General features: G+C 54.3%; 18 protein-coding genes. 14 read left to right on the top strand and 4 right to left on the bottom strand.

Annotated features, from left to right (window positions below):
• Positions 1 to 50: 50 nt before the first annotated feature.
• The 6 genes from Q1L85_RS00545 (at position 51) to parC (ending at position 8,179) form a co-directional block, all read left to right on the top strand.
• Complete coding sequence (locus Q1L85_RS00545; protein ID WP_300425835.1) at positions 51 to 506, top strand: DUF1249 domain-containing protein; 456 nt, start codon at positions 51 to 53, stop codon at positions 504 to 506.
• A gap of 106 nt (positions 507 to 612) precedes the next feature.
• Positions 613 to 1,419: a 3',5'-cyclic-AMP phosphodiesterase gene (gene cpdA / locus Q1L85_RS00540; RefSeq protein WP_300425833.1), complete on the top strand. Its 807-nt coding sequence runs from the start codon at positions 613 to 615 to the stop codon at positions 1,417 to 1,419.
• A 1-nt stretch (position 1,420) separates the two neighbouring features.
• Entirely contained in the window at positions 1,421 to 2,029 is a 609-nt protein-coding gene (locus tag Q1L85_RS00535; RefSeq protein ID WP_300425832.1) for a YqiA/YcfP family alpha/beta fold hydrolase, read from the top strand.
• An 87-nt stretch (positions 2,030 to 2,116) separates the two neighbouring features.
• Positions 2,117 to 4,006, top strand: coding sequence for a DNA topoisomerase IV subunit B (gene parE / locus Q1L85_RS00530; protein ID WP_300425830.1), 1,890 nt, complete (start codon positions 2,117 to 2,119; stop codon positions 4,004 to 4,006).
• The gene (locus Q1L85_RS00525; RefSeq protein WP_300431969.1) at positions 4,003 to 5,910 is read left to right on the top strand and encodes a bifunctional diguanylate cyclase/phosphodiesterase; all 1,908 of its coding nucleotides are present in this window, start codon (positions 4,003 to 4,005) and stop codon (positions 5,908 to 5,910) included. Before parE ends, Q1L85_RS00525 begins: the two co-directional genes overlap by 4 nt.
• A 10-nt stretch (positions 5,911 to 5,920) precedes the next feature.
• On the top strand, positions 5,921 to 8,179 hold the full coding sequence (gene parC, locus Q1L85_RS00520) for a DNA topoisomerase IV subunit A (RefSeq protein ID WP_300428063.1): 2,259 nt from the start codon (positions 5,921 to 5,923) through the stop codon (positions 8,177 to 8,179).
• A 12-nt stretch (positions 8,180 to 8,191) separates the two neighbouring features.
• Here parC and Q1L85_RS00515 read toward each other — a convergent pair whose 3' ends face one another.
• Entirely contained in the window at positions 8,192 to 8,848 is a 657-nt protein-coding gene (locus Q1L85_RS00515) for a hypothetical protein (RefSeq protein WP_300428062.1), read from the bottom strand.
• Positions 8,849 to 9,021: 173 nt separating this feature from the next.
• Here Q1L85_RS00515 and Q1L85_RS00510 point away from each other — a divergent pair, with 173 nt between their 5' ends.
• On the top strand, positions 9,022 to 9,441 hold the full coding sequence (locus Q1L85_RS00510; RefSeq protein WP_300428061.1) for a gamma-glutamylcyclotransferase family protein: 420 nt from the start codon (positions 9,022 to 9,024) through the stop codon (positions 9,439 to 9,441).
• Between the two features lie 78 nt (positions 9,442 to 9,519).
• Positions 9,520 to 10,458, top strand: a complete 939-nt coding sequence (locus Q1L85_RS00505) for an alpha/beta hydrolase (RefSeq protein WP_300428060.1) — start codon at positions 9,520 to 9,522, stop codon at positions 10,456 to 10,458.
• Between the two features lie 66 nt (positions 10,459 to 10,524).
• Here the strand turns inward: Q1L85_RS00505 and Q1L85_RS00500 are convergent, their stop codons facing one another.
• The 3 genes from Q1L85_RS00500 to Q1L85_RS00490 form a co-directional block, all read right to left on the bottom strand.
• A complete protein-coding gene (locus Q1L85_RS00500; RefSeq protein WP_300428059.1) occupies positions 10,525 to 11,490 on the bottom strand; it encodes a hypothetical protein in 966 nt (321 codons plus the stop codon).
• 218 nt (positions 11,491 to 11,708) lie between these two features.
• Positions 11,709 to 12,692 carry a hypothetical protein gene (locus tag Q1L85_RS00495; protein WP_300428058.1) on the bottom strand — a complete coding sequence of 328 codons (984 nt, stop codon included), beginning with the start codon at positions 12,690 to 12,692 and terminating at the stop codon, positions 11,709 to 11,711.
• A 223-nt stretch (positions 12,693 to 12,915) separates the two neighbouring features.
• Positions 12,916 to 13,857 carry a hypothetical protein gene (locus Q1L85_RS00490; RefSeq protein ID WP_300428057.1) on the bottom strand — a complete coding sequence of 314 codons (942 nt, stop codon included), beginning with the start codon at positions 13,855 to 13,857 and terminating at the stop codon, positions 12,916 to 12,918.
• Positions 13,858 to 14,090: 233 nt separating this feature from the next.
• Between Q1L85_RS00490 and speE the strand changes: the two genes are divergently transcribed.
• The 6 genes from speE to Q1L85_RS00460 all read left to right on the top strand — a co-directional run bounded on the left by speE (position 14,091) and on the right by Q1L85_RS00460 (position 22,066).
• Positions 14,091 to 14,945, top strand: coding sequence for a polyamine aminopropyltransferase (gene speE, locus Q1L85_RS00485; RefSeq protein ID WP_300428056.1), 855 nt, complete (start codon positions 14,091 to 14,093; stop codon positions 14,943 to 14,945).
• A gap of 146 nt (positions 14,946 to 15,091) precedes the next feature.
• Positions 15,092 to 16,087: a glycine--tRNA ligase subunit alpha gene (gene glyQ / locus Q1L85_RS00480; protein ID WP_300428055.1), complete on the top strand. Its 996-nt coding sequence runs from the start codon at positions 15,092 to 15,094 to the stop codon at positions 16,085 to 16,087.
• Complete coding sequence (gene glyS / locus Q1L85_RS00475; RefSeq protein WP_300431964.1) at positions 16,087 to 18,159, top strand: glycine--tRNA ligase subunit beta; 2,073 nt, start codon at positions 16,087 to 16,089, stop codon at positions 18,157 to 18,159. The genes glyQ and glyS overlap by 1 nt, the downstream gene beginning before the upstream one ends.
• A gap of 178 nt (positions 18,160 to 18,337) precedes the next feature.
• Complete coding sequence (locus Q1L85_RS00470) at positions 18,338 to 19,213, top strand: hypothetical protein (protein WP_300431962.1); 876 nt, start codon at positions 18,338 to 18,340, stop codon at positions 19,211 to 19,213.
• Between the two features lie 20 nt (positions 19,214 to 19,233).
• A complete protein-coding gene (locus Q1L85_RS00465; protein WP_300431960.1) occupies positions 19,234 to 20,391 on the top strand; it encodes a hypothetical protein in 1,158 nt (385 codons plus the stop codon).
• Positions 20,392 to 20,515: 124 nt separating this feature from the next.
• Positions 20,516 to 22,066, top strand: coding sequence for a GlyGly-CTERM sorting domain-containing protein (locus Q1L85_RS00460; RefSeq protein WP_300424647.1), 1,551 nt, complete (start codon positions 20,516 to 20,518; stop codon positions 22,064 to 22,066).
• Positions 22,067 to 22,077 lie beyond the last annotated feature (11 nt).

The raw sequence follows: 22,077 nt of genomic DNA, 5'->3' as shown, positions 1-22,077 counted from the left end.
GCAACGCCTGCTAAGGTGTTGCGTCTGATTCATCATCACAGGAGAAAAGGTTGCGTCCTAAACGCTATGTACCTGACCTGCAGGAGATGGCATCGCTCGCCGAGTCAAACTACCTGCGCTTTCTGAAGCTGTTGCCCGACGCCAGTGCCGGGACGGAGCGCGTGTTCGCCATCAGCGGCTCACCCGAGCAGAATGCGCGGGTCAGAATGCGGGTTGAAGAAGTTCATCCTTATACCACTATGCTCACCGTAACGCAGGAAGGCCTGTGCCCGGAATGGATTCAGCCGCCCTCGATGCAGGTACGCCTGTATCACGATGCCAGCATGGCTGAAGTACTCAGCTACCAGAACCAGCACAGGTTTGAGGGGCGCTATCAGTATCCGAACCCACAGATGCGTCTGCCCGACGAAAAAGTTCAGCTCAACCGCTTTCTGGCCGACTGGCTTGAACACTGCCTGAAACATGGCCACACAGAAATGCCATTCAGCTTTATCCCGACCTTCTGACATTGCCGCCACACCTGCCCTGACGACCAAACTGTGATGCTATTCCGGTCGGACTTCTGAGGCGCTGCTACTATTGATTAACTTACAGTCAGCGTCGGAGCAGGACGTGTTTCAGTTAACCAGTGCAGACACACTCAGAATCGTTCAGGTGACAGACACTCACCTGTTCGCTGACCCGGGCGGGAAACTGCTCAGGGTGCCTACCTGTGAAAGCATGCAGGCTGTACTGAATCAGTTACATGATTTTAACTTTCCGAGCGATGCGATTCTGGTGACTGGCGACCTGAGTCAGGATGGTTCGGAGCAGTCGTACCGGCTGCTTCACGAGGCTCTGTCCCCCTTTAACCAACCTGTGTTCTGGTTGCCTGGCAATCACGATGAACCGCGGAATCTGGCCCGGGTCGGTCGCGAGTGCGACCACCTCCACAAAGTGATCCGCTCAGAGCACTGGCAGATCATCATGCTCGACTCACAGGTGGAAGGCGCCGTGTTCGGACGGCTCGATGAAGATGAGCTGGCGTTTCTCGATAAAACGCTCGCCGACGCGCCGGACCATCACACACTGATATGCATGCACCATCATCCAATTCCGATGAACAGTGACTGGATGGACAACATCGGCCTGAAAAACCGCCATGAATTTATGCAGATACTGTCCCGCCATGACAATGCGCGGGGTGTCATCTGGGGGCATGTGCACCAGAGCTGCGACGGATTCATAAACGGCATCCGTCTGATGGCAACGCCTTCGACCTGCATTCAGTTTGAACCTCAGACCAGCGATTTCAGTCTGGACACGGCCGCTCCGGGTTTCCGTTGGCTGGAGCTGCACCCTAACGGTCGTATCGACACAGGCATCGAACGCCTGCACCATGTATCCTTTGAGGTTGACCGGACCCAGACAGGATACTGATATGCACATCCCGGCGAGCCTGCGCGACAGCGGCTGCCTTTACCTTCACGGATTTCTCAGCTCTCCCGCGTCGGAGAAAGCACAGCAGGTGATGCAGTTCTTCAGAGACCATCCACAGCTGGGCAGCCTCAGTGCGCCGTTTCTGCATTTTGCTCCCGCTGAGGCCATCGACATTGCCCGCAACGAATTGACCCGGCTGCAGAACAAGCATGAGCATGTCTGGATCATCGGCAGTTCACTGGGTGGATTTTACGCCACCTGGCTGGCAGAGCAGGCTGGCGTTCCCGCCGCACTCATTAACCCTGCCGTCCGACCGGGCGAACTGTTCCGGCATTACCTGGGCGAGCACACGCACTACCATACCGGCGAGACGTTTCTGTTGGAGTCCTGGCACCTGGAGCAACTGACCACACTGACCTGCGACACGATCAAAGCGCCAGAAAAACTGCTGCTGCTCCTGCAGACCGGCGATGAGACCCTCGACTATCGCCATGCAGCGGAGCTGTACCGCCACAGCCCTGGCTGGCTGGAAGGTGGCGGCACCCACAGCTTTGACCATTTTATTGAGCGTATGCCTCAGATACTGGGACACGTCAGTCGCAACCTCTGAGGCCGTTATCATGGCCCCGGAGTGTACTTCACACCGCGCGTGGGTATACTCCGGTTCATTGCCACATCTGCTATGACAGGGGAATGAATGTCTAAGCAATACACCGCCGCCTCCATCGAAGTTCTCAGCGGACTGGACCCGGTACGTAAACGTCCGGGCATGTACACCGACACCACCCGTCCGAACCATCTGGCGCAGGAAGTAATCGATAACTCCGTGGATGAAGCCCTCGCAGGCCACGCCACCACCATTGACGTTACCCTTCACGGGGACGGCTCCATGACCGTGCTCGATGACGGCCGCGGTATGCCGACTGATATTCACCCGGAACACGGTATCTCAGGGGTCGAGCTGATCCTGACGCAGCTTCACGCGGGGGGTAAGTTCTCGAATGACAACTACCAGTTCTCCGGCGGTCTGCACGGTGTTGGCGTCTCGGTCGTTAACGCACTGTCGAAAGTACTGGAAGTGACCATCTGGCGGGGCGGCGAAGTTCAGCGCATCGGCTTTAAGGATGGCTACAAAGCCATCGAACTGCAGGTCGTCGATACCTGTGGAAAAAAGAAAACCGGCACGAGCGTCCGCTTCCTGCCCGACCCACAGTATTTCGACAGCCCGAAATTTTCCGTCGCACGCCTTAAACACCTGCTGCGTGCCAAGGCCGTTCTGTGCCCCGGTCTGCGTATAAAGTTTACCGCCCCGGATGCCGCTGACAGCGCCGAATGGTATTACGAAGATGGCCTCAAAGATTATCTGAAGGTCAGCGCAACAGGCTGGGAGCCGATCCCTGCCGATCCTTTTACGGGCTCGATGACGGGCACAACCGAAGGTGTCGACTGGGCTGTTCACTGGCTCCCTGAAGGTGGCGAGCTGCTGCAGGAAAGCTACGTCAACCTGATTCCGACGGCTCAGGGCGGTACCCATGTAAATGGCTTCCGCTCCGGCCTGCTCGACGCTTTGCGTGAGTTCTGTGAGTTCCGCAACCTGTTGCCTCGTGGCATCAAGCTGACACCGGATGACCTCTGGGAGCGCTGCTCTTACGTCCTCTCTGCCAAGCTCGCCGATCCTCAGTTTGCTGGTCAGACCAAAGAACGCCTCTCCTCACGCGAGGCTTCAGCATTCATTTCCGGCGTGGTGAAAGACGCGTTTGCTCTGTGGCTGAACGAAAACACCGCCGAAGCCGAGCGCCTCGCCGAGATGGCCATTTCGAGTGCCCAGAGCCGTCTGCGCAAAGCCAAAAAAGTCGCCCGAAAAAAAATCACTCAAGGCCCCGCACTCCCGGGCAAGCTGGCCGACTGTACCGGTCAGGACAGCGAACGGACTGAACTCTTTCTGGTAGAAGGTGACTCAGCCGGAGGCTCTGCGAAACAGGCTCGCGACCGGGAGTTTCAGGCGATCATGCCGCTGCGCGGTAAGATTCTGAATACCTGGGAAGTCGAATCCGGCGAGGTTCTGAGTTCCGAAGAAGTCCACAACATTGCCGTTGCTCTGGGGATTGACCCCGGCGTTGATGACCTCAGCGGCCTCCGCTACGGCAAGATCTGCATTCTCGCCGATGCGGACTCCGATGGTCTCCACATTGCGACTCTGCTCTGTGCACTGTTCGTTCGTCACTTCCGTAAGCTGGTCAGTGAGGGGCACGTGTACGTCGCCATGCCACCGCTGTACCGCATCGATATTGGCAAAGACGTGTTTTACGCCCTCGATGAGGCGGAAAAACAGGGGGTGCTTGAACGGATCGAAGCCGAAAAGAAACGCGGCAAAATCAACGTGCAGCGCTTTAAAGGTCTGGGTGAAATGAACCCGATGCAATTGCGTGAAACCACCATGGACCCGAACACCCGCCGACTGGTGCAGCTGACTCTGGAGCCGGGTGACGGCACTAATGAGATGATGGACATGTTGCTGGCGAAGAAACGCGCCAGTGACCGTAAGTCCTGGCTCGAAAACAAAGGTAACGAGGTCGAGATTCTTTGAGATCAGCGGATGCGCTGAGAAAGCGCCTGTGGCGCTTTCTGCAGTCTGGCGCGGCTTTCAGCCTGACAGGTCCGGTTGCCGCAGCCAGTGCCAACGGTAACAACGATGCCTACGGCGAACTGGTTCTGCCGCTCATCCTGCTCGCCCTGCTGTCACTGCTCAGCGTCGCTCTGCTGATACAACAACGAAAACTCCGTCACCTCAGCGACCAGCAGGCGCACGAGAATGCAGACCTGCTCGCCAACGTCGTATCGTCATTGCCCGAGATGGTTTTCTTCAAAGACAGACGCGGTATCTACCGGCTGTGTAATGATCTCGGCAGTCGTTTTCTCGGCCGCGATCTGGAAGATATTCAGGGCCGGACGGACAAAGAAATCTTTGATCACAATACCGCGTCACTGCTGTCTCAACATGACGCCGAGGCGATCCGCCGCGCGACACGGACACAGCATGAAGAGTGGCTGACAGACGCCACCGGCAAAGCCGTGCTGCTGGATACCCGACGCCAGCCAGTATTCAACGAACAGGGCGACTGCAGTGGTGTTCTGATCGTGTGCCGGGACATTACCGAGAGTAAGCAGGCCCAGCAGGACCTCGAATATCTGGCCCGCCACGACACCCTGACAGGGCTGGCCAACCGCTATCTACTGCAGGAGCAGCTGACCTTCGCCCTGCAGATGGCAAAACGCAACGAAGAACCCGTTGCGGTTATTTTTATCGACCTCGACCGCTTTAAAGACATCAACGACACCATCGGCCACAACATCGGCGATCTGCTACTGCGCGATGTTGCCCACCGGTTGCGCTCAAATCTGCGCGACAGCGATATCTGCGCCCGCCTCAGCGGCGATGAGTTTGTCGTGGTGCTGACTCAGACGGATGCTGAACATATTCAGGATAAGTGTGATCAGCTGCTCGCCGAGATCGCCCGGCCTTATCAACTGCAGGGACACCTGCTGACCATTTATGCCAGTGCCGGCATCGCTATTGCGCCAGGGCATGGTGACAATACTGATATTCTTCTGGTGCATGCTGATGCGGCATTGCACCGGGCAAAGGCCCAGGGGCGTAACTGCAGCTGCGTGTATACCCCCGAGCTGACCATCAATCAGCACAACCAGTTATCACTCGAACAGGACCTGCGCAGAGCCCTGGCCGAACAGCAGTTCCAGCTGGTGTATCAGCCGCAGCGTCGCAGCACGGATGGCGCAGTGTTCAGAGCGGAAGCTCTGCTGCGCTGGCCACATGAGTTCCGTGGGCTGGTGTCTCCACATGAATTTATTCCTCTGGCTGAAACCAGCGGTCTGATTATGGAGCTGGGGCTCTGGGTGTTGCGTACCGCCTGTTCTCAGTTGCTCGAATGGCGTGCCGCGGGGCTTCCGATTGAAAAAATTGCCGTCAACGTTTCCGCCATGCAGATCAATGCCCGCTTTGCTGCCACGGTAGCTGACATCCTCGACGAACTCGGATGTGACCCACACTGGCTTGAGCTGGAAGTGACAGAGTCTCTGATGATGTCCGGCATGACAGAGGTGAACCAGCAGATTCACACGCTGCGGGAGATGGGTGTTGAGTTCTCCATTGATGATTTCGGCACGGGCTACTCGTCACTGAGCAAGCTGAAATCTATGCCCGTCAGCGTGCTTAAAATCGACCAGTCTTTCGTGCGTAATATTCACGAACAGGCAAACGACTACGAAATTGCCCGCGCCATTATTATGATGGCGCGAAGCCTTAATCTGGCGGTGGTCGCCGAAGGCGTTGAGAACAAAGAACAGGAACAAACCCTGCAGAACCTTGGCTGCGACTGGTTGCAGGGGTATTTTTACGGCAGCCCGATGAGTGGTGATGACTTCCTCCGTGACTGTGGCGGACGTTCAGCACCGGAATCTTCTCCAGAATGAACCTGAGACTATGACGGATCAGATCAGCTATACCGACGACGGCGTGGAACGCCAGTCACTGAAACAGTACACCGAGAGCGCGTACCTGAATTACTCCATGTACGTCATTCTCGACCGCGCCCTGCCTCACGTGGGTGACGGCCTCAAACCCGTTCAGCGCCGCATTGTTTACGCCATGAGCGAGCTGGGCCTTAAGTCCACCGCTAAGTACAAGAAGTCTGCCCGTACCGTGGGTGACGTACTGGGTAAATACCACCCGCACGGCGACAGCGCCTGTTACGAGGCCATGGTGCTGATGGCTCAGCCCTTCTCCTATCGTTACCCACTGATCGATGGTCAGGGGAACTGGGGGGCACCGGATGACCCGAAGTCTTTCGCCGCTATGCGATACACCGAAGCCAAGCTGTCGCCGTTTGCTGATGTCCTGCTGAGTGAACTCGGTCAGGGCACCGTCGAATGGCAGCCAAACTTCGATGGCACCCTGGACGAGCCGTGCACGCTGCCAGCGCGACTGCCAAACGTACTGCTGAACGGCACCACCGGGATTGCCGTCGGTATGGCGACCGATATTCCACCGCACAACGCCCGCGAAGTGACCAGTGCCTGTATCCGGTTACTCGACGAGCCCGGCGCGGATATCGACGCCCTTTGCGAGCATGTGATCGCCCCGGACTTCCCGACCGATGCCGAAATCATCACCCCCCGTGCCGAACTGCGTAAGATCTATCGTGATGGCCGCGGCTCAGTAAAAATGCGCGCGGTGTATTCGGTGGAAGACAGTGAAATCGTCATCACTGCCCTGCCGCATCAGGTCTCCGGTGCCAAAATTCTTGAACAGATCGCAGCCCAGATGAACGCCAAGAAGCTGCCACTGGTGACCGATCTGCGCGACGAATCAGACCATGAAAACCCGACCCGCCTGGTGATTGTGCCTAAGTCGAACCGGGTCGACACCGAGGCCGTAATGGCTCACCTGTTTGCCACAACAGACCTCGAGAAAAACTACCGCGTGAACATGAACGTGATCGGCCTTGATGGTCGGCCACAGGTCAAAGACCTGAAAACCATGCTCACCGAATGGCTGACCTACCGCACCGAAACCGTCCGTCGTCGCCTGCAGTTCCGTCTCGACAAAGTGCTGGCGCGCCTGCATATCCTCGAAGGCCTGTTGGTTGCTTTCCTCAATATTGATGAAGTCATCGAAATTATCCGGACAGAAGATCAGCCTAAAGAGGTGCTGATGGAACGGTTCGGCATTTCTGACATCCAGGCCGAGGCGATCCTTGAGCTGAAACTCCGCCACCTTGCCAAGCTGGAAGAAATGAAGATCCGTGGCGAGCAGGATGAGCTGGAGAAAGAGCGCGACATGCTGGAGAAGACGCTCGGCTCGGAGCGCCGCATGAAGACCCTGATCAAGAAAGAACTCACTGCCGATGCCGAAAAATACGGTGATGACCGCCGTTCTCCAGTGGTGGTACGTGGCGAGGCGAAAGCATTCAGCGAAACCGAGCTGGTCTCAGCAGAAGCCGTTACGATTGTGCTGTCTGATAAAGGCTGGGTGCGTGCCGCCAAAGGCCACGATGTTGATTGCGAGAACCTGAGCTATAAAGCTGGGGACAAATTCCTGACCTCAGCATTCGGTAAGTCCAATCAGAACGCGATCTTCCTCGATAATACCGGGCGCTCCTACAGTATCGCGGCTCATACCCTGCCATCAGCGCGCGGTCAGGGCGAACCTTTGACCGGTCGCCTCAACCCGCCCGCCGGCGCGTTGTTTATTAAAGCGCTGATGGGTAAAGATGAAGACCAGTATCTGCTCAGTACCGATGCGGGCTACGGCTTTATCGGTACTCTTGGCGATATGCAAAGTAAGAATAAGGCAGGTAAAGCACTGATCAACGTACCAGACAACGCGAAGATTCTGCCGCCGGCGCGTATCGAAGAACCAGAAAAATGCTGGATTGCAGCCATCAGCAACGAAGGCCGGATGCTGGTATTCCCAGCCGCCGATCTGCCTCAGATGGCGCGCGGTAAGGGCAATAAAATGATTGGTATCCCCTCAGACCGGGCCGCGAAGCGCGAAGAACTGATGGTTGCTGCGGTGGCCTTCAGCGAAGCAGACACTCTGCTGGTTCATGCCGGCAAACGTCATCTGAAAATGAAGTTTGCCGATCTTGAGCACTACCAGGGGGAGCGGGGACGTCGCGGTAACAAGCTGCCACGCGGCTTCCAGAACGTCGATGCCATGGAAGTTGTCAGCGCCGGATAAGGCACTGATAACTCAGCGGCCTCCGGCGAGAACCGTCGGAGTGCCGCCTTCCTCAAAGAGTTCAGCCACCAGCTGCGACGCAACATCAGTCTCTGTACTCACAGCCGCACAAGTCTGCCCAAGATGCCCGGTATCCGCGGTCCAGGCAGCCCCCGTTCCCAGCATTGACTGGATTTCCAGTGCCGACAAGGTATCCAGACTCTGCGCCGTACTGATCCGGGTGCCAGTGATGCCCACCACCTGATGGGCCACATACGAACCATCAAGATTACGATCGTACTGATGATATTCACCCGCCAGCGAATGGCCGTCGACGACCAGAGTGATCAGCTCAGACTCACTGTAAGGCTGCACGAAATTTTCATCCGTAATTGCCCAGCCGCTCCGCAGGCGACCACCATGAAAATGAGTCCGGCTCAGTGCCTCGCTGGCATTGGCAGTCAATGCACATTCATGGATGCGGTAGTCACCACTGCCCAGAGCCTCAATCACCATCAGCTGGCGGATCTCTGCCTCCTCGCCCACCTGAGCTTCCGTCAGCCAGATGCCGACCGGAGAGTCAGGAACCGCTGACTGAACGCGCGCTACCTGAACATCATTAGCACAACCCTGTAGTGTCAGAGCCAGAACAGCCGCGCATGCGGGAATTGCAGAGGTCGTCAGTTTCATGTCGTATCCTGTTTGCAGATTTAAATTTAACTGATGTTCAATTTAGCAGGCATTTTCAACTTGCAAACCGACGCCGAACGTCACAACCTCCCTAACGTGTCTCCGGTCACATTCATCTCACTGGATTCCACATTTTCTGACAGGCAGTTCTCAGAATGACAGAAGCACAACATATGTACCTTTTTGTATACGGGAGCCTGCGCCCTGCCTGGCGCCGCACCAGCAGCATAGGGGGTGCTGCAATGGCAAAGCAGGCGCTGCGCCAGAAAGCCAGGCACCTCGGTCAGGCCAGGGTCGGGGGTGAGCTGTTTGACCTTGGACGTTACCCGGGGCTGCTGCTGAACGACTGCCGCTGGGTTACAGGCGATCTGTTTCTGATCCATGACGACAGCCTGTTACGCACTCTGGACCGCTACGAAGGGTGCGATGCAGTATCTCCCCGCCCGCACGAGTATCAACGTGTCGAAACCCAGGTCGAATTTAACGGACAGATGTTCCGCCACCCCGTCTGGGTATACGAAAGCCTGTTCAGGCCGCCCGGAGCGGAGGTTGTTGCGAGCGGAGATTGGCTGAAATTGCAGGTTCAGGAGTGAAGTCCGGCGGTTTTAACCATGGCGAAGTCGCATTTGCGGGGTAAGATAGGCGCGCCTGTTACTTTTAAGGAAGACATAATGAAAATCATCAAAGTTCTCATCGCGGTCGTTGTACTCGCCGTTATCGGTTCTGCAGCCACCGTAATGATTGCGCCCGCCGGCACTGCGGCATTTCTGGTAGATCTTAAGCGCGGCCTGGGCGACCTGGAAAAGAAAGAAATTACCCTCAGCAGTGGCCTGAAGTACGTCTACCTCGAGTCGGATAACAAAGACGCGGACACTCTGGTTCTGCTACACGGATTCGGTGCCGATAAAGACAACTTCACCGAATCTGCTCCCTACCTGAAAGACTTCCACCTGATCGTTCCTGATCACATCGGTTTCGGAGAATCATCTAAGCCGGAAGATGCAGATTATTCCCCTCTGGCACAGGCACGCCGCCTGCACGAGCTGTTCACACTGCTGGACCTTAAACGCCGAATTCATATTGGCGGAAGCTCAATGGGCGGACATATCGCCATGACATACGCATCGATTTATCCGGCTGAAGTGAAAAGCCTGTGGCTGCTTGATCCCGGCGGTGTCTGGTCTGCACCTGAATCTGAAATGGCCCGCATCATCCGCGAGACTGGGGTAAACCCACTGACGGCCAAGACAGAAGAGGAGTTCCGCGATGTATTCGATCTGGTCATGAGCGAACCTCCGTTCGTACCCGGCTTTGTTAAAGACCAGATGGCCAGAAAACGTATCGCAAACTTCGATCTTGAGCAGAAAATCTTTGCCCAGCTGAAAGCAGACAGCGTTGAAGCCCGGGTCACTGGCCTGGCAACGCCGACGTTACTGGTCTGGGGCAAAGAAGACCGCGTACTGCACGTTGGTGCAGTCGACGTTCTGGAAAAACTGATGCCTAACGTAACCACCATCAAGATGGATGGCATTGGTCACCTGCCACAACTGGAAGCGCCCGCAGAAACGGCACAGGACCTGAAAGATTTTATCGCTGGTCTCGAACAGTAATCTGTCGTGCTCTGCTAATAAGAAAGGCCAGCGATTGCTGGCCTTTTTTGTGTCATTCAGGGCTGTCTAAGGAATTGCAATAGAAAAAGAAAATTCTACATCTGGCAAACCGTCATCAAGAGAGGCTGAACCTTCAAAAGAGAAAGCAGCAGCGCTACTCTCTGTAATAGCGACGGAAGCGTCGGTGACAGCGGCGCACGGCTCATCGTAGCAAAGGCTAGCTCTGGCCTCAGAGCCGACTATGTACGCCACTTCACCAGCGTCAAGGTCGTCAACACCCTCAATGCGGTACTCGAGAATATCAATGTACTCATAGAGGCCAAGCACTGCCCCAGCGAATGCAAATGTACCACTGTAGTTTTCACCCGTGGTCGCGGTACCTTTTACCGGTCTTTCCGATGATACAAGGCAGGTCAATTTATCACTCACATCAGAGAAGGCAGTATCATCGCTGCTAGAAGAGTGGTAACTGATGTCCAGAGAACTAGCTGCCTCCGTAAAACTGGTTGCATCACTGATCTTAGTTGCAGCCATCAGGAACGTCTCTGTACGGCTATAGTCTCCATACTCGTCAAAATAATCGCCAGTCATGGTCGCCGACAGGTTCTGCTCCATCGCGAAGTTTATGGTCCAACGCCACACCTCGTCTTCTTCAGGGTAGGATTCATCGATTTCCAGTCCCAGAGAACTACCACTTACAGAGAAAATATCTTTTGTCATCGCCTCTGTGTTGTAGGCGCATAAATTGACCACATACTGGGATGCGTCGTCGGTGGGCTCAATAAGGAATACCATGCGACCGTTATCCACGTGTGAGCCACTGGTCGAATGAAATGTAAATTCAGCGGTATTACTGAAGTCACCAACCCAAATTCCCGCCGGTGTCATAGAATCCAGCGCGATATTCACCTGAGGCTGATTTTTCTGAAGCGTATCTAAAGACAGCTGTTTCTGTGAGGATGATTTATCGCTTCCGCCACAAGCAATGAGCGATCCAGCAACAGAAATCATGAGAACTGAACGGAGATTCATATATTACATTCCCTTGTTCTTGTATTTACTCCCTGCAGCATAACAGACATATCAATAAACAGTAGACTCCTGTGACGACACCTTGAGTCTCATCTAACAGGCGGAAACACCAACTAAAACGGCACAGGACCTGAAAGATTTTATCGCAGGTCTCGAACAGTAATCTGTCGTGCTCTGCTAATAAGAAAGGCCAGCGATTGCTGGCCTTTTTTTGTTTTTCAGTTTTCTTCCAGGTTAAAGCGCCACTCAAATGTGGCGCCATCCGGACGGGATGCCGAGATCTCGGAGTGCAGCTCGAAGCCCTCGCTATCAAACGCACTGATGTTCTCAGAATCGATCGATCCCCGGATAACTTCCTCGCAGTAAAGATCGCACTCACGTATGAAGACCGGCGTTTCAGGGGTTGGAATAAGATCCTGAGAGAGCAGTATCTGATCATCAATGGTCTCTGCTCCTCTCAGCGCACTGTATTTGATGTCCTCAAAATCATTGTCAGTCAGTGCTGCCACATAAGTACTATCGAAGTCGTACTGAATGCCGTCGACCGACCCCCGCACACGTCCCGTTGAACTGCCTGCACAAATAATGTCATTCGCCAGCTCCGCTGTGGTCAGCGCCTGATCATTTACTGACAGATACAGGTCCAGGCTGACTTCACTGGCCAGTTCCGTCAGAGTGAGAGCGTTACTGAGCTTCACAGCAACAATGTTAGTAACATCTTCTGCTTCCGACTCTCGGTCGGAATCGAGATTGCCGACCTTCGCCGTTCCTGTGAAACGATGATTCCCGGTGATCTCCGCAGCGAAGTGTTCGTAATACCAGTCCCCCTCTTCCTCTGAGCCATATTCCACGTCATACGCCAGCTGCTGCCCTTCGCGGATCAGGCTTACTTCGTCAAACTCCATGTAATAATCAGAAGCACAGAGGTGCAGGCGAACTCCGTTTTCATCCTCTGATACAAGCGCCAGCTGACGGCCTTCGTCATACGAGGAAGCGTTTCCATACTCACTGTGACCCTCAGATGTGGTACTGGAAAGCACCAGCCAGAAACCATTCAGCGAATCCGATGCGCCGGACACTGGGGATTGTGGAAGCAACCGCTGCATCGACTCAATACTTTGGGGGCTGACACCTTCACCCCCACCACACGCAGTCAGTAAAGTAAAAGTTATCAGAGGTAGACAGATGAGAGGTTTGTTCATTGAAACTGTTCCTTTGTTTGATTCTCCATGCGCGCACCCTGCACCAGCTTTATGACATTCAGGTGAAATGCCGGCCTCCGTTTCTTTGCCGGCCGTGGCCAGGGAAGATCGTGTGCTGCACGTCGGTGTGGTCGACGTTCTGCAAGTGCCAAAGTAATCTGTCGTGCTCTGCTAAAAAGAAAGGCCAGCGATTGCTGGCCTTTGTGCTCGGTAAAGGAAGGTGTCAGGCTCCGGGCAAACCGATGCGCACATCCCACAGAGCGTTACGATCGGTGTTTTCTGCTGATGTCACAGAGAAACCGGAATCAAGGATGACTTCCTTTTCATCATATTCAAAACTGCTGCTTTCCAGCTCCACGACAAGAGAAGCTGCGTCACACTCAGCAATCGCTGTTTCACTGCTACCATCGATCATATTCTGCGGACAGCTCAATTCACCCAGGGCAAGGCTCACGCCGGATGCACCAGATTCAACCGTCGTAAAACCTACATGGAATGCGTCAGTACGGTACGAATCTGCAGTGTTTTCTGCGCTGCCAGCGCTACTGCCAACACAAGTCACATCGGTACCCAGTTCAGAAAATGCATACTCGACACCGTTTACCGTCAGACTCGCAGTGATATCCATCTCATTGCTGGCCGCTGCGAACGAAGTCGCATCGCTGAGCTTAACTCCCAGAAACTGATAGTCGCCCGTTACTTCATCATCATGAGCAACCGTTAACTCGCCGGTCAGCTCCCGGTTGTCGGTGATATCAAGATTAAAATGCGTCTGATCGTCAACCAGCCCCGCCGAATATGACGTCCCCTCCGCACCATCTGCTGCGGCGAAATCCAGGTCTGTCTGTACGGCATAACTTCCACAAAAACTGGTGTGAAAGCCATCCTCTGTCTCTGTGATCAGAGCCACCTGACGACCGTGCAAGTAATGCAGCTCATCAACACTGTCATCTTCAGAATTAGTATCAACGGACATTTGCGAAGTCAGCTGCATGAGCCACAGCCCCGCAAGACTGCTACTGGTTCCTTGTGCGTCGACAGGCAATGCACTTTCGAGCTCTTCAAGAGTCATCATGCGCTGATCCAGACTGTCACTATCGTCATCTCCGCCACAACCGAACAGAACGGATGACAGAGAGATAAGTGCGAGCATTTTTATTTTCATTTTGCATTCCTCTTGCAAAGTACGCTGTTATTCAGCCAATCGACGTTATCACCGGCCTACAACTGCCAAAAGTAGACAAGTGTAAACTTACGTTTTGCAGACAGAAGAGCTGCTGTCCACAAAATCAATGATCGCTGTAACAACCATTACGCGAAAACCCGGTGCCACCTTGGTCTCAGCTTCCCTGACCGTTATACTCCCGCGCTTTATCTCCTCCACTGTGGAACCCGCCCATGACTGAGAAAACTTTCGTCCGCGAGCGTCTCTACGACGACTACGCCCAGTCCTTCACTGTCAGCGACCTGCTGTTTGAAGTTAAAACCGAGCACCAGCACCTTGAGATCTTCGAAACGCCATTTCTGGGTCGCGTGATGCTGCTGGATGGCGTGGTTCAGACCACAGAGAAAGACGAGTTCATCTATCACGAGATGATGGTTCACGTACCTCTGTTTGCGCATCCGAATCCTGAGCGGGTACTCATTATTGGCGGCGGTGACGGTGGTATCCTGCGTGAAGTGCTGCGTCATAAGAACGTTAAGCATGTCACTCAGGTTGAGATCGACGGCAGCGTGATTGATATGTGTAAGGAATACTTCCCGAAACACTCTGACGGTGCGTACGACAACCCGCGGGCAAATATCGTGATCGCAGACGGTAAAGATTTCGTGGCGAACTGCACCGATAAATTCGATGTCATCATCTCCGACTCCACCGACCCGATCGGCCCGGGTGAAGTGCTGTTCACCTCGGACTTCTACGCCGATGAGAAGAAGTGCCTGAACGAAGGCGGCATCATGGTGGCTCAGAACGGTGTTCCGTTTATGCAGGGTGACGAAGTGACCAACACCTACCAGCGCCTGAGCAAGCTCTACAACGAGGCCAGTTTTTATGTCGCGCCGGTACCAACCTACGCCGGCGGCTTTATGTCACTGGCCTGGGCAACCGATAACGAAGCACTGCGTAAGCAGTCTGTTGCAGACATTCAGGCCCGATACGACGCCGCTGGTTTCGCGACCCGTTACTACAATCCGGAAGTACACGTCGCCAGCTTCGCGCTGCCAAACTACATCCGGGTTCTGATGAAGTAATCCCCTGAAAGGAGGGCCTTCTGTGCCCTCCTCTCTGGCAATCGCTGCCATCCCTTTGCCTCTCTGCTAACTCCCCCTGTTATCCCGCAAAACCACTGTTATAATCCCGGGTCTTTGAATTCGCGCAAACCACAGGAATTATCACCGTGAGTGAGAGCCGCCATAACATCAAAACCTTCCAGGGTCTTATCGCTGCCCTGCAGGAATACTGGTCCGAGCAGGGCTGTGTGATTAACCAACCGCTCGATATGGAAGTCGGTGCCGGTACCTTCCACACCTCTACCTTCCTGCGTGCTATTGGCCCTGAAAACTGGGCATCTGCCTATGTTCAGCCAAGCCGCCGCCCGACCGATGGCCGTTATGGTGAAAACCCGAACCGTCTGCAGCACTACTACCAGTTTCAGGTAGTAATGAAGCCAAACCCAGTAAACATTCAGGAGCTCTACCTTGAGTCTCTGCGTGCCATGGGTATCGACACTCTCGTTCACGACATCCGTTTTGTAGAAGACAACTGGGAATCGCCAACACTGGGCGCCTGGGGTCTGGGCTGGGAAGTCTGGCTGAACGGTATGGAAGTGACTCAGTTCACTTACTTCCAGCAGGTGGGCGGCCTCGAATGCTTCCCGGTGACTGGTGAAATCACCTACGGTCTTGAGCGTATCGCCATGTACCTGCAGGAAGTGGATTCTGTTTACGATCTGGTCTGGACCTACGGCCCGGACGGCAAAGCCGTGACCTATGGCGACGTCTTCCACCAGAACGAAGTGGAACAGTCTGCGTACAACTTTGAACACGCGGACGTGGACTTCCTGTTCACCGCGTTCAACCAGTACGAGAAAGACGCCCTGCGCTTAATCGAAGCGAACCTGCCTCTGCCTGCGTACGAGCAGGTACTGAAAGCGTCTCACACCTTTAACCTGCTGGATGCCCGTGGCGCGATCTCTGTGACCGAGCGTCAGGGTTATATCCTCCGCGTCCGTACCCTGGCTCGTGCAGTAGCTCAGGCGTACTTCGACAGCCGTGCTGAAAAAGGCTTCCCGCTGGCGGAAGAAGCCAACCGTGCCGATGTACTCGCACGTTATGAAGCACAGAAGGCTGAGCGCGAAGCCAAAGAAGCGGCTGCTGAGGAGGAGAAGAAGTAATGTCTACGAAAGATTTTCTGGTCGAACTGGGTACCGAAGAGCTGCCGCCAAAGGCACTGAAAACCCTGTCTGACGCTTTCACCTCGGGTATTACCCAAGGCCTGAAAGACGCCAACCTGAACTTCGGTGAGGTCGTCGCGTTTGCCGCACCACGTCGTCTCGCTGTGCGTATTGCTGGCCTCGAAACCCAGCAGGCCGATCAGGAAGAAACCCTGTACGGCCCGCCCGCCAAGATCGCTTTCGACGCTGATGGTAAGCCAACCAAGGCTGCTGAAGGCTTTGCGTCCCGCGCTGGCGCGAGCGCTGCTGACCTGCAGACCGCACCGGAATCTCACGGCAAAAACGCTGGCAAGCTGATGATTCAGCGTACGATTAAGGGTAAGCAGACGACCGAACTGCTAGGCGATATCGTTCAGACCAGCCTCGACAAGCTGCCAATTCCTAAGCGTATGCGCTGGGGTGCGTCACGCGTTGAATTCGTACGTCCGGTTCAATGGCTGCTGATGCTGCTGGGCGATGACGTTGTAGACGCTGAAGTACTGGGCCTGAAAGCAGGCAACACCACGCGTGGCCACCGCTTCCACTCAACGGGCGAAATCACTATTGCGTCTCCGGGCGAGTACGAAACCAAGCTGCGCGAAGCCTATGTTATGGCTGACTTCGCAGAGCGCTCTGCTCTGATCAAAGAGCAAGTTGCTGCCGAAGGCGTGAAGCTGGGTGGCGAAGCCGTCATCGACGACGACCTGCTCGACGAAGTAACCGCACTGAACGAGTGGCCAGTGGCACTGGCTGGCTCATTCGACGAAGATTTCCTGCGCGTACCGCCAGAAGCACTGGTGTCTTCCATGAAAGAGCACCAGAAATACTTCCACGTGATGAAAGACGGCAAACTGCTGCCGAACTTCATTACCGTATCGAACATCGAATCGAAAGATCCGGCGCAGGTGATATCCGGTAACGAGAAAGTGATCCGCCCGCGTCTGGCAGATGCGGCCTTCTTCTGGGATACCGACCGTAAGCAGAAACTCGAAAGCCGTTTCGCCAAGCTCGAAAACGTCGTCTGGGTGAACAAACTCGGTTCTGTTGCAGATAAAGCCCGCCGTATCGGTGCTCTGGCATCCCGCATTGCTGGCGAAACCGGTGGCGACAAGGCACTGGTAGAGCGCGCAGCGCAGCTGTGTAAGAACGACCTCGTATCTAACATGGTGTTCGAATTCACCGACCTGCAGGGTCTGGCCGGTAAATACTACGCCGAGCACGATGGCGAACACGCTGATGTTGCTGCCGCCATGGTTGAACAGTACATGCCTGCGTTTGCCGGTGATGAACTGCCTGCCACACAAACCGGTACGCTGATTGCACTGGCCGACCGCCTCGACAGCCTTGTGGGTCTGTTTGGTCTTGGTCAGATTCCAACTGGCTCTAAAGACCCGTTCGCCCTGCGTCGTGCGTCTCTGGGTGTGCTGCGCATTCTGGTTGAGAAAGAGATCAACATCGACCTGGCAACGCTCATTGATTACGCGCTGGAAGGTGATTGGAAAACGGCGCCAAAGGCCGACACCAAAGCCACCCTGATCGAATACATGCTGGATCGCTTCAGCGCCTGGTACGCGGATGAAAACATCCCGGCTGGCGTATTCCAGGCCGTACGTGCTCTGGGCGTAACGAATGCACTGGACGTTAACCGTCGTGTGAAAGCCGTATTCGAATTCAGCAAGCTCGATGCGGCCGAATCACTGGCTGCTGCGAACAAGCGTGTATCCAACATCCTCGCTAAGAACGGCGGCGATGCCGTCACTGCAGACGTAAACAACGCTCTGCTGGCACAAGCCGAAGAGACAGCACTGGCAGAACAGGTTGCTGCCAAGCAAGCTGCAGTTGCCCCGCTGATGGCCGCTGGCGACTACAGCGCAGCCCTGACCGAACTGGCCGGCCTGCGTGAATCCGTCGACGCCTTCTTCGACAACGTTATGGTGATGGCCGACGACGAAGCCGTGAAAAACAACCGCCTGGCACTGCTGAAGCAGCTGCAAGGGCTGTTTATCGGTATCGCGGATATTTCGGTGCTGTAATCGGCACCGGTTTCGGTGTGCTAAGACAGGCAGCGACGTAACCATCGAAAGCCCGGTCTGTAGAAATCACAGCCCGGGCTTTTTTATTGAAATCAGGAACCAGCGCACACGCAGATGTTGGCCCGACACAAACAGCGCTGATACACTCGGTCTTATAACGGAACCAATGCAACGGACTATGTTTAAGCGCCTCTTTGCCTCTCGTAAAAACCCTTATGTACCGGGTCTGGATAATCCAGAGCGCGTCTCTGTGTCAATCGCTGGTTGTAAGCTGAATATCACGCTGCCACCGCACTACTCCTCAGCCGGTTTTGACGCTGATGTTGCACCCAAAGATATCCCCAATATCTACGAACGCTCCATCTACGACTACGGCCACGAATACGAGGACAACAAGTTCAGCTACGCCAACTGTATCCGACGCGGGTGGGAATTCTTCGGACCTATCTGGGAGTTCGGCTATATCGGTCGTACCGACTTTCAGGTCACATCTTTAAGGGTCGACTGCCTTCCAGAAGGAATGAGCTGTTTTAATCCAGCCATTCTGGAGCAGGTTGTGATGCGGTACTTGTACGATGGTGGGCCAGCTAGACCTCATCATGGTAAGAAGCTATCACCGGTAAACTGGAGGGTCGAATCTAAGCAAGGTAACCCGTGGATTTTTTGCGAGGAACATAAAGACTTACCAAGCAATAAACCCGAAGAACCCGAAGACGCTAACTTTGAAGCTTATGCCTTTACCGCTCTTGATGATGGATACGTATTATTTTTACGTTTTATAAATTTTGGAGATATTCCTGCTGAGTACTCGATTAATGCTGCTAACCGAGTGCGTGATCGTATCTGTGGAAGTATCCAATGGCACCTCAGTAGCTATGCAGAGCAACGCAAGCAAGAGGCCCTAACTAACATTTCAAACGCCTCGATTACTCCACACCGTGAACCAGAACCGTGGAAATATCCACCTAAATGGCGGGACGGCGACCTAGAAAAAGGTGAGCCAAGAATTGTCGTTATCGAGGCTGGTGATCCAGCACCAGAATTTCATATTTAATCATAACAAGGAGAGAAGTTATGTCAGCCACCAAGGCAGGATACGCTCAGATATTCAGCAGCCGCGAGGCGGGGATAGCGCACAATGTGCATATTCCGGAGAGTCAGAAGGCCTCATGGGAAGAGATAAAAAACTCACATGTGGGCAACTATTACGAGACATCGCTCCTTCGTGCGGTATTACGACTCGCCATAGGAGATAAAACGGTGGCTCCGCAAGCCAACATCGGTGAATTCAATTTTTCCTATACGACAAGCAGCGACCGGAAAGATATATACATCCACCTCATTAGCGCAACTACAACTACGTTGACCAGCAGAACACCCGGTATCTACAAGACTGAGTGGGATCAAGATAAATGGATCATCCCACAAGGCTCTACACCCGTACCTTCAATGAATCTTAGTCACAGCTGGAGCGATAAAGCTCACACGGCTGCAGTTTCCGGTAAATTTAAAAACAAAGAAGATGCCGGCTCAATGATGGGCGTACATATTGAGAAAGCTTACCTGAAGGGTAGCAATGCTCTGACAACAGCCCATCAACGAGGAAATCATTTCTCACTGTTCTGGCTGAACAACGAATTCACCAGTAAGGAACATATTCAAAGCCTTGTCTCAATGATTCAGCAGGCTCAGAAGCAGAGCAAGAGTATGAAGTGGCTGATCCACGGAGAAGGCTGCGGCACCTTCGTTCAGGCACTGCGTTTTATCAAAGCGAACCCGGTTGCCAGCGATATTATTACCGCGCAGAAAGGCATGGCCAACCAGGATGTCTTCTTTTCGAATCCTCGTGGACGTCATACCAGTAAAAAAGATCTGGAAGCCATCTGTAAGTCCGTTGGGATGAGCTTTGTCGATGTAAACCTCAATAAGAACGACGTGCTACATAATCCAGACGCTCGCAATGATGCCCTGAAAGAAATTGGTAAAGCGGCAGGGGCAGTTGCATTCACCGGTGCAGGCGCCCATTTTGCGGGAGAAGCAGGCGTTGAAAGTGTTCAGAAACTCATTGAGCTCGCAGCTTCAAGCCCAGCGGGCTTAGGTTCCGCACTGGCTATTGCCGGTGGCGTTGTGGTTATTGCTGGTAAAGCCGCCAGCCTGTGCGGAATGGCCCGCAACCTGAAAGGCGCGATGTCTTCCACCTTCGGCTCTGGCAACCAGAACTGGGCTGCCTGATAAGCCTCTGAAAAACCCGGCGTCTTGTCAGCAACTGGCAAAGGTGCCGGGTTTTTCCGAATCATTCTTACTTTCCTACCTGCTGTGAGTTAGGCTGACCGCTCAATAATAAAAGGTGATGTACATGCCTCTGCGCGTTTCCCCCCTGTTTCTGCCCGCTTTGCTGCTTTCGCCTCTGACGTTTGCCGTCAGTACTTCGGAATTTCCGGCACAGCCGTCCATTGAATATCCACTCCCCTCTGGCACGGATATATCTACCTCGGCAACATTTGAAGGTTCGGCATTCACTCCTGTGAATGACAGCGGCGACAGTGCTCCGGGCGGCACATTGACACCACTCGGCTCACAATGGCGTTTTTCTGAAGTAGAGAGCCTGACCCGGGAGGGAGGGTTCGCTGCTACGACACCTCTGGCGTTTGATCAGCTGCCTGATGATGTCACGCATGTAAGTATTCCGGCGGAGGCCGGTTTCAGGGTGGAAGGGACCGCAGTCACTTCGATGGAAATACGGGCGAACGGTACTGTCTCACTCCGGGATGAACTGGATACCGAGCTGGCAATCATTAATACCGGCATCAGCACGCCAGATGAGTATGCTCCCGTTGCTACCGAAGCTATCCTGCTCAGCCTGAGCAGTATCAGAATTACGATTCAGTGGTACTTTGATGCTCTTGCCGATGGTGCCGGCGATGTTTATGCGCAGGCGAGTATTTTTCGGGGATTTACCGACGGTAGCACCGAAGAAAACTCCGCGGTGTTTATTGGCTTCGGTGGGGCAGAACTGACCGATCCTGCATTCTCAGACACCACTGGGAGTATTGGCCTCAGTCTCACCTCTGGAAACAGCGACAACCGTTCGCTCGACGCCTGGACCGGCGCTCTGGCACCTGAAACAACATCACTGCTTATTTCATTTGCGCACGATAACGACGGCATCATCACCAGCTCACTGGATGAAGAAAGTAGCATTTTCTTTGCTACCGACGATGAGCAGGTTTTCGCAACATCAGACACCACAGACCTCGCAGCCAGCGATCTTCTGGACCCGGCAACTCAGTACTACGCTCAGGTTCGTTATTCCGCTACCTCAAGTACCGACAGCAGTACACGTTACTCTCCCTGGTCAGAGCCTGTCGCCTTCACGACAGACGTACAGAGCGCGTACAGCTTCGGACCAGAAAATGATGCACCACTGACCGTGTTAGAGAACGATATAACCAATATTAAGTTCCTGCTGAGTAACACCGGCACAGATGCAGGCGAGCCTCAGGTATCTCTCAGGTTCACACTGCCCAATGCGGAGGCGGAGCTGGGCATATTTTCTGCCACACTCTCTGATCAGGCGGGAAGTTGCCTGACAAGCCGCACCTCTAACGAAGCTGATACCGATATCGCGATCACCTGCCGTGTCAGCAAACTCGAGGCCGGCGATAGTATTGAAGCAACCCTCAGGCTTCGCCTGTACAGCGATACTGACTTTGAATACCGGGCTTGCGAAACCTTATTGAACCGTTGCAGCGACGTTGAGTACACCGCCGGGCAGGTAACAGTGACAGCCTCCGGGGATGAGATAGACGACGAAACGGAGAGCGAAAGCAGTGGTGATTCCGGGGGCTCCACCTTCTGGTTAACACTCCTTGCACTGCCGCTGTTGCGGTTACGTCGCAAAGCATAAGCTCTGACTGC

The sequence above is a fragment of the uncultured Thalassolituus sp. genome, assembly GCF_950066645.1.
GTDB lineage: Bacteria > Pseudomonadota > Gammaproteobacteria > Pseudomonadales > Oceanobacteraceae > Thalassolituus.
This window is presented reverse-complemented; position numbering and strand designations above follow the sequence as displayed.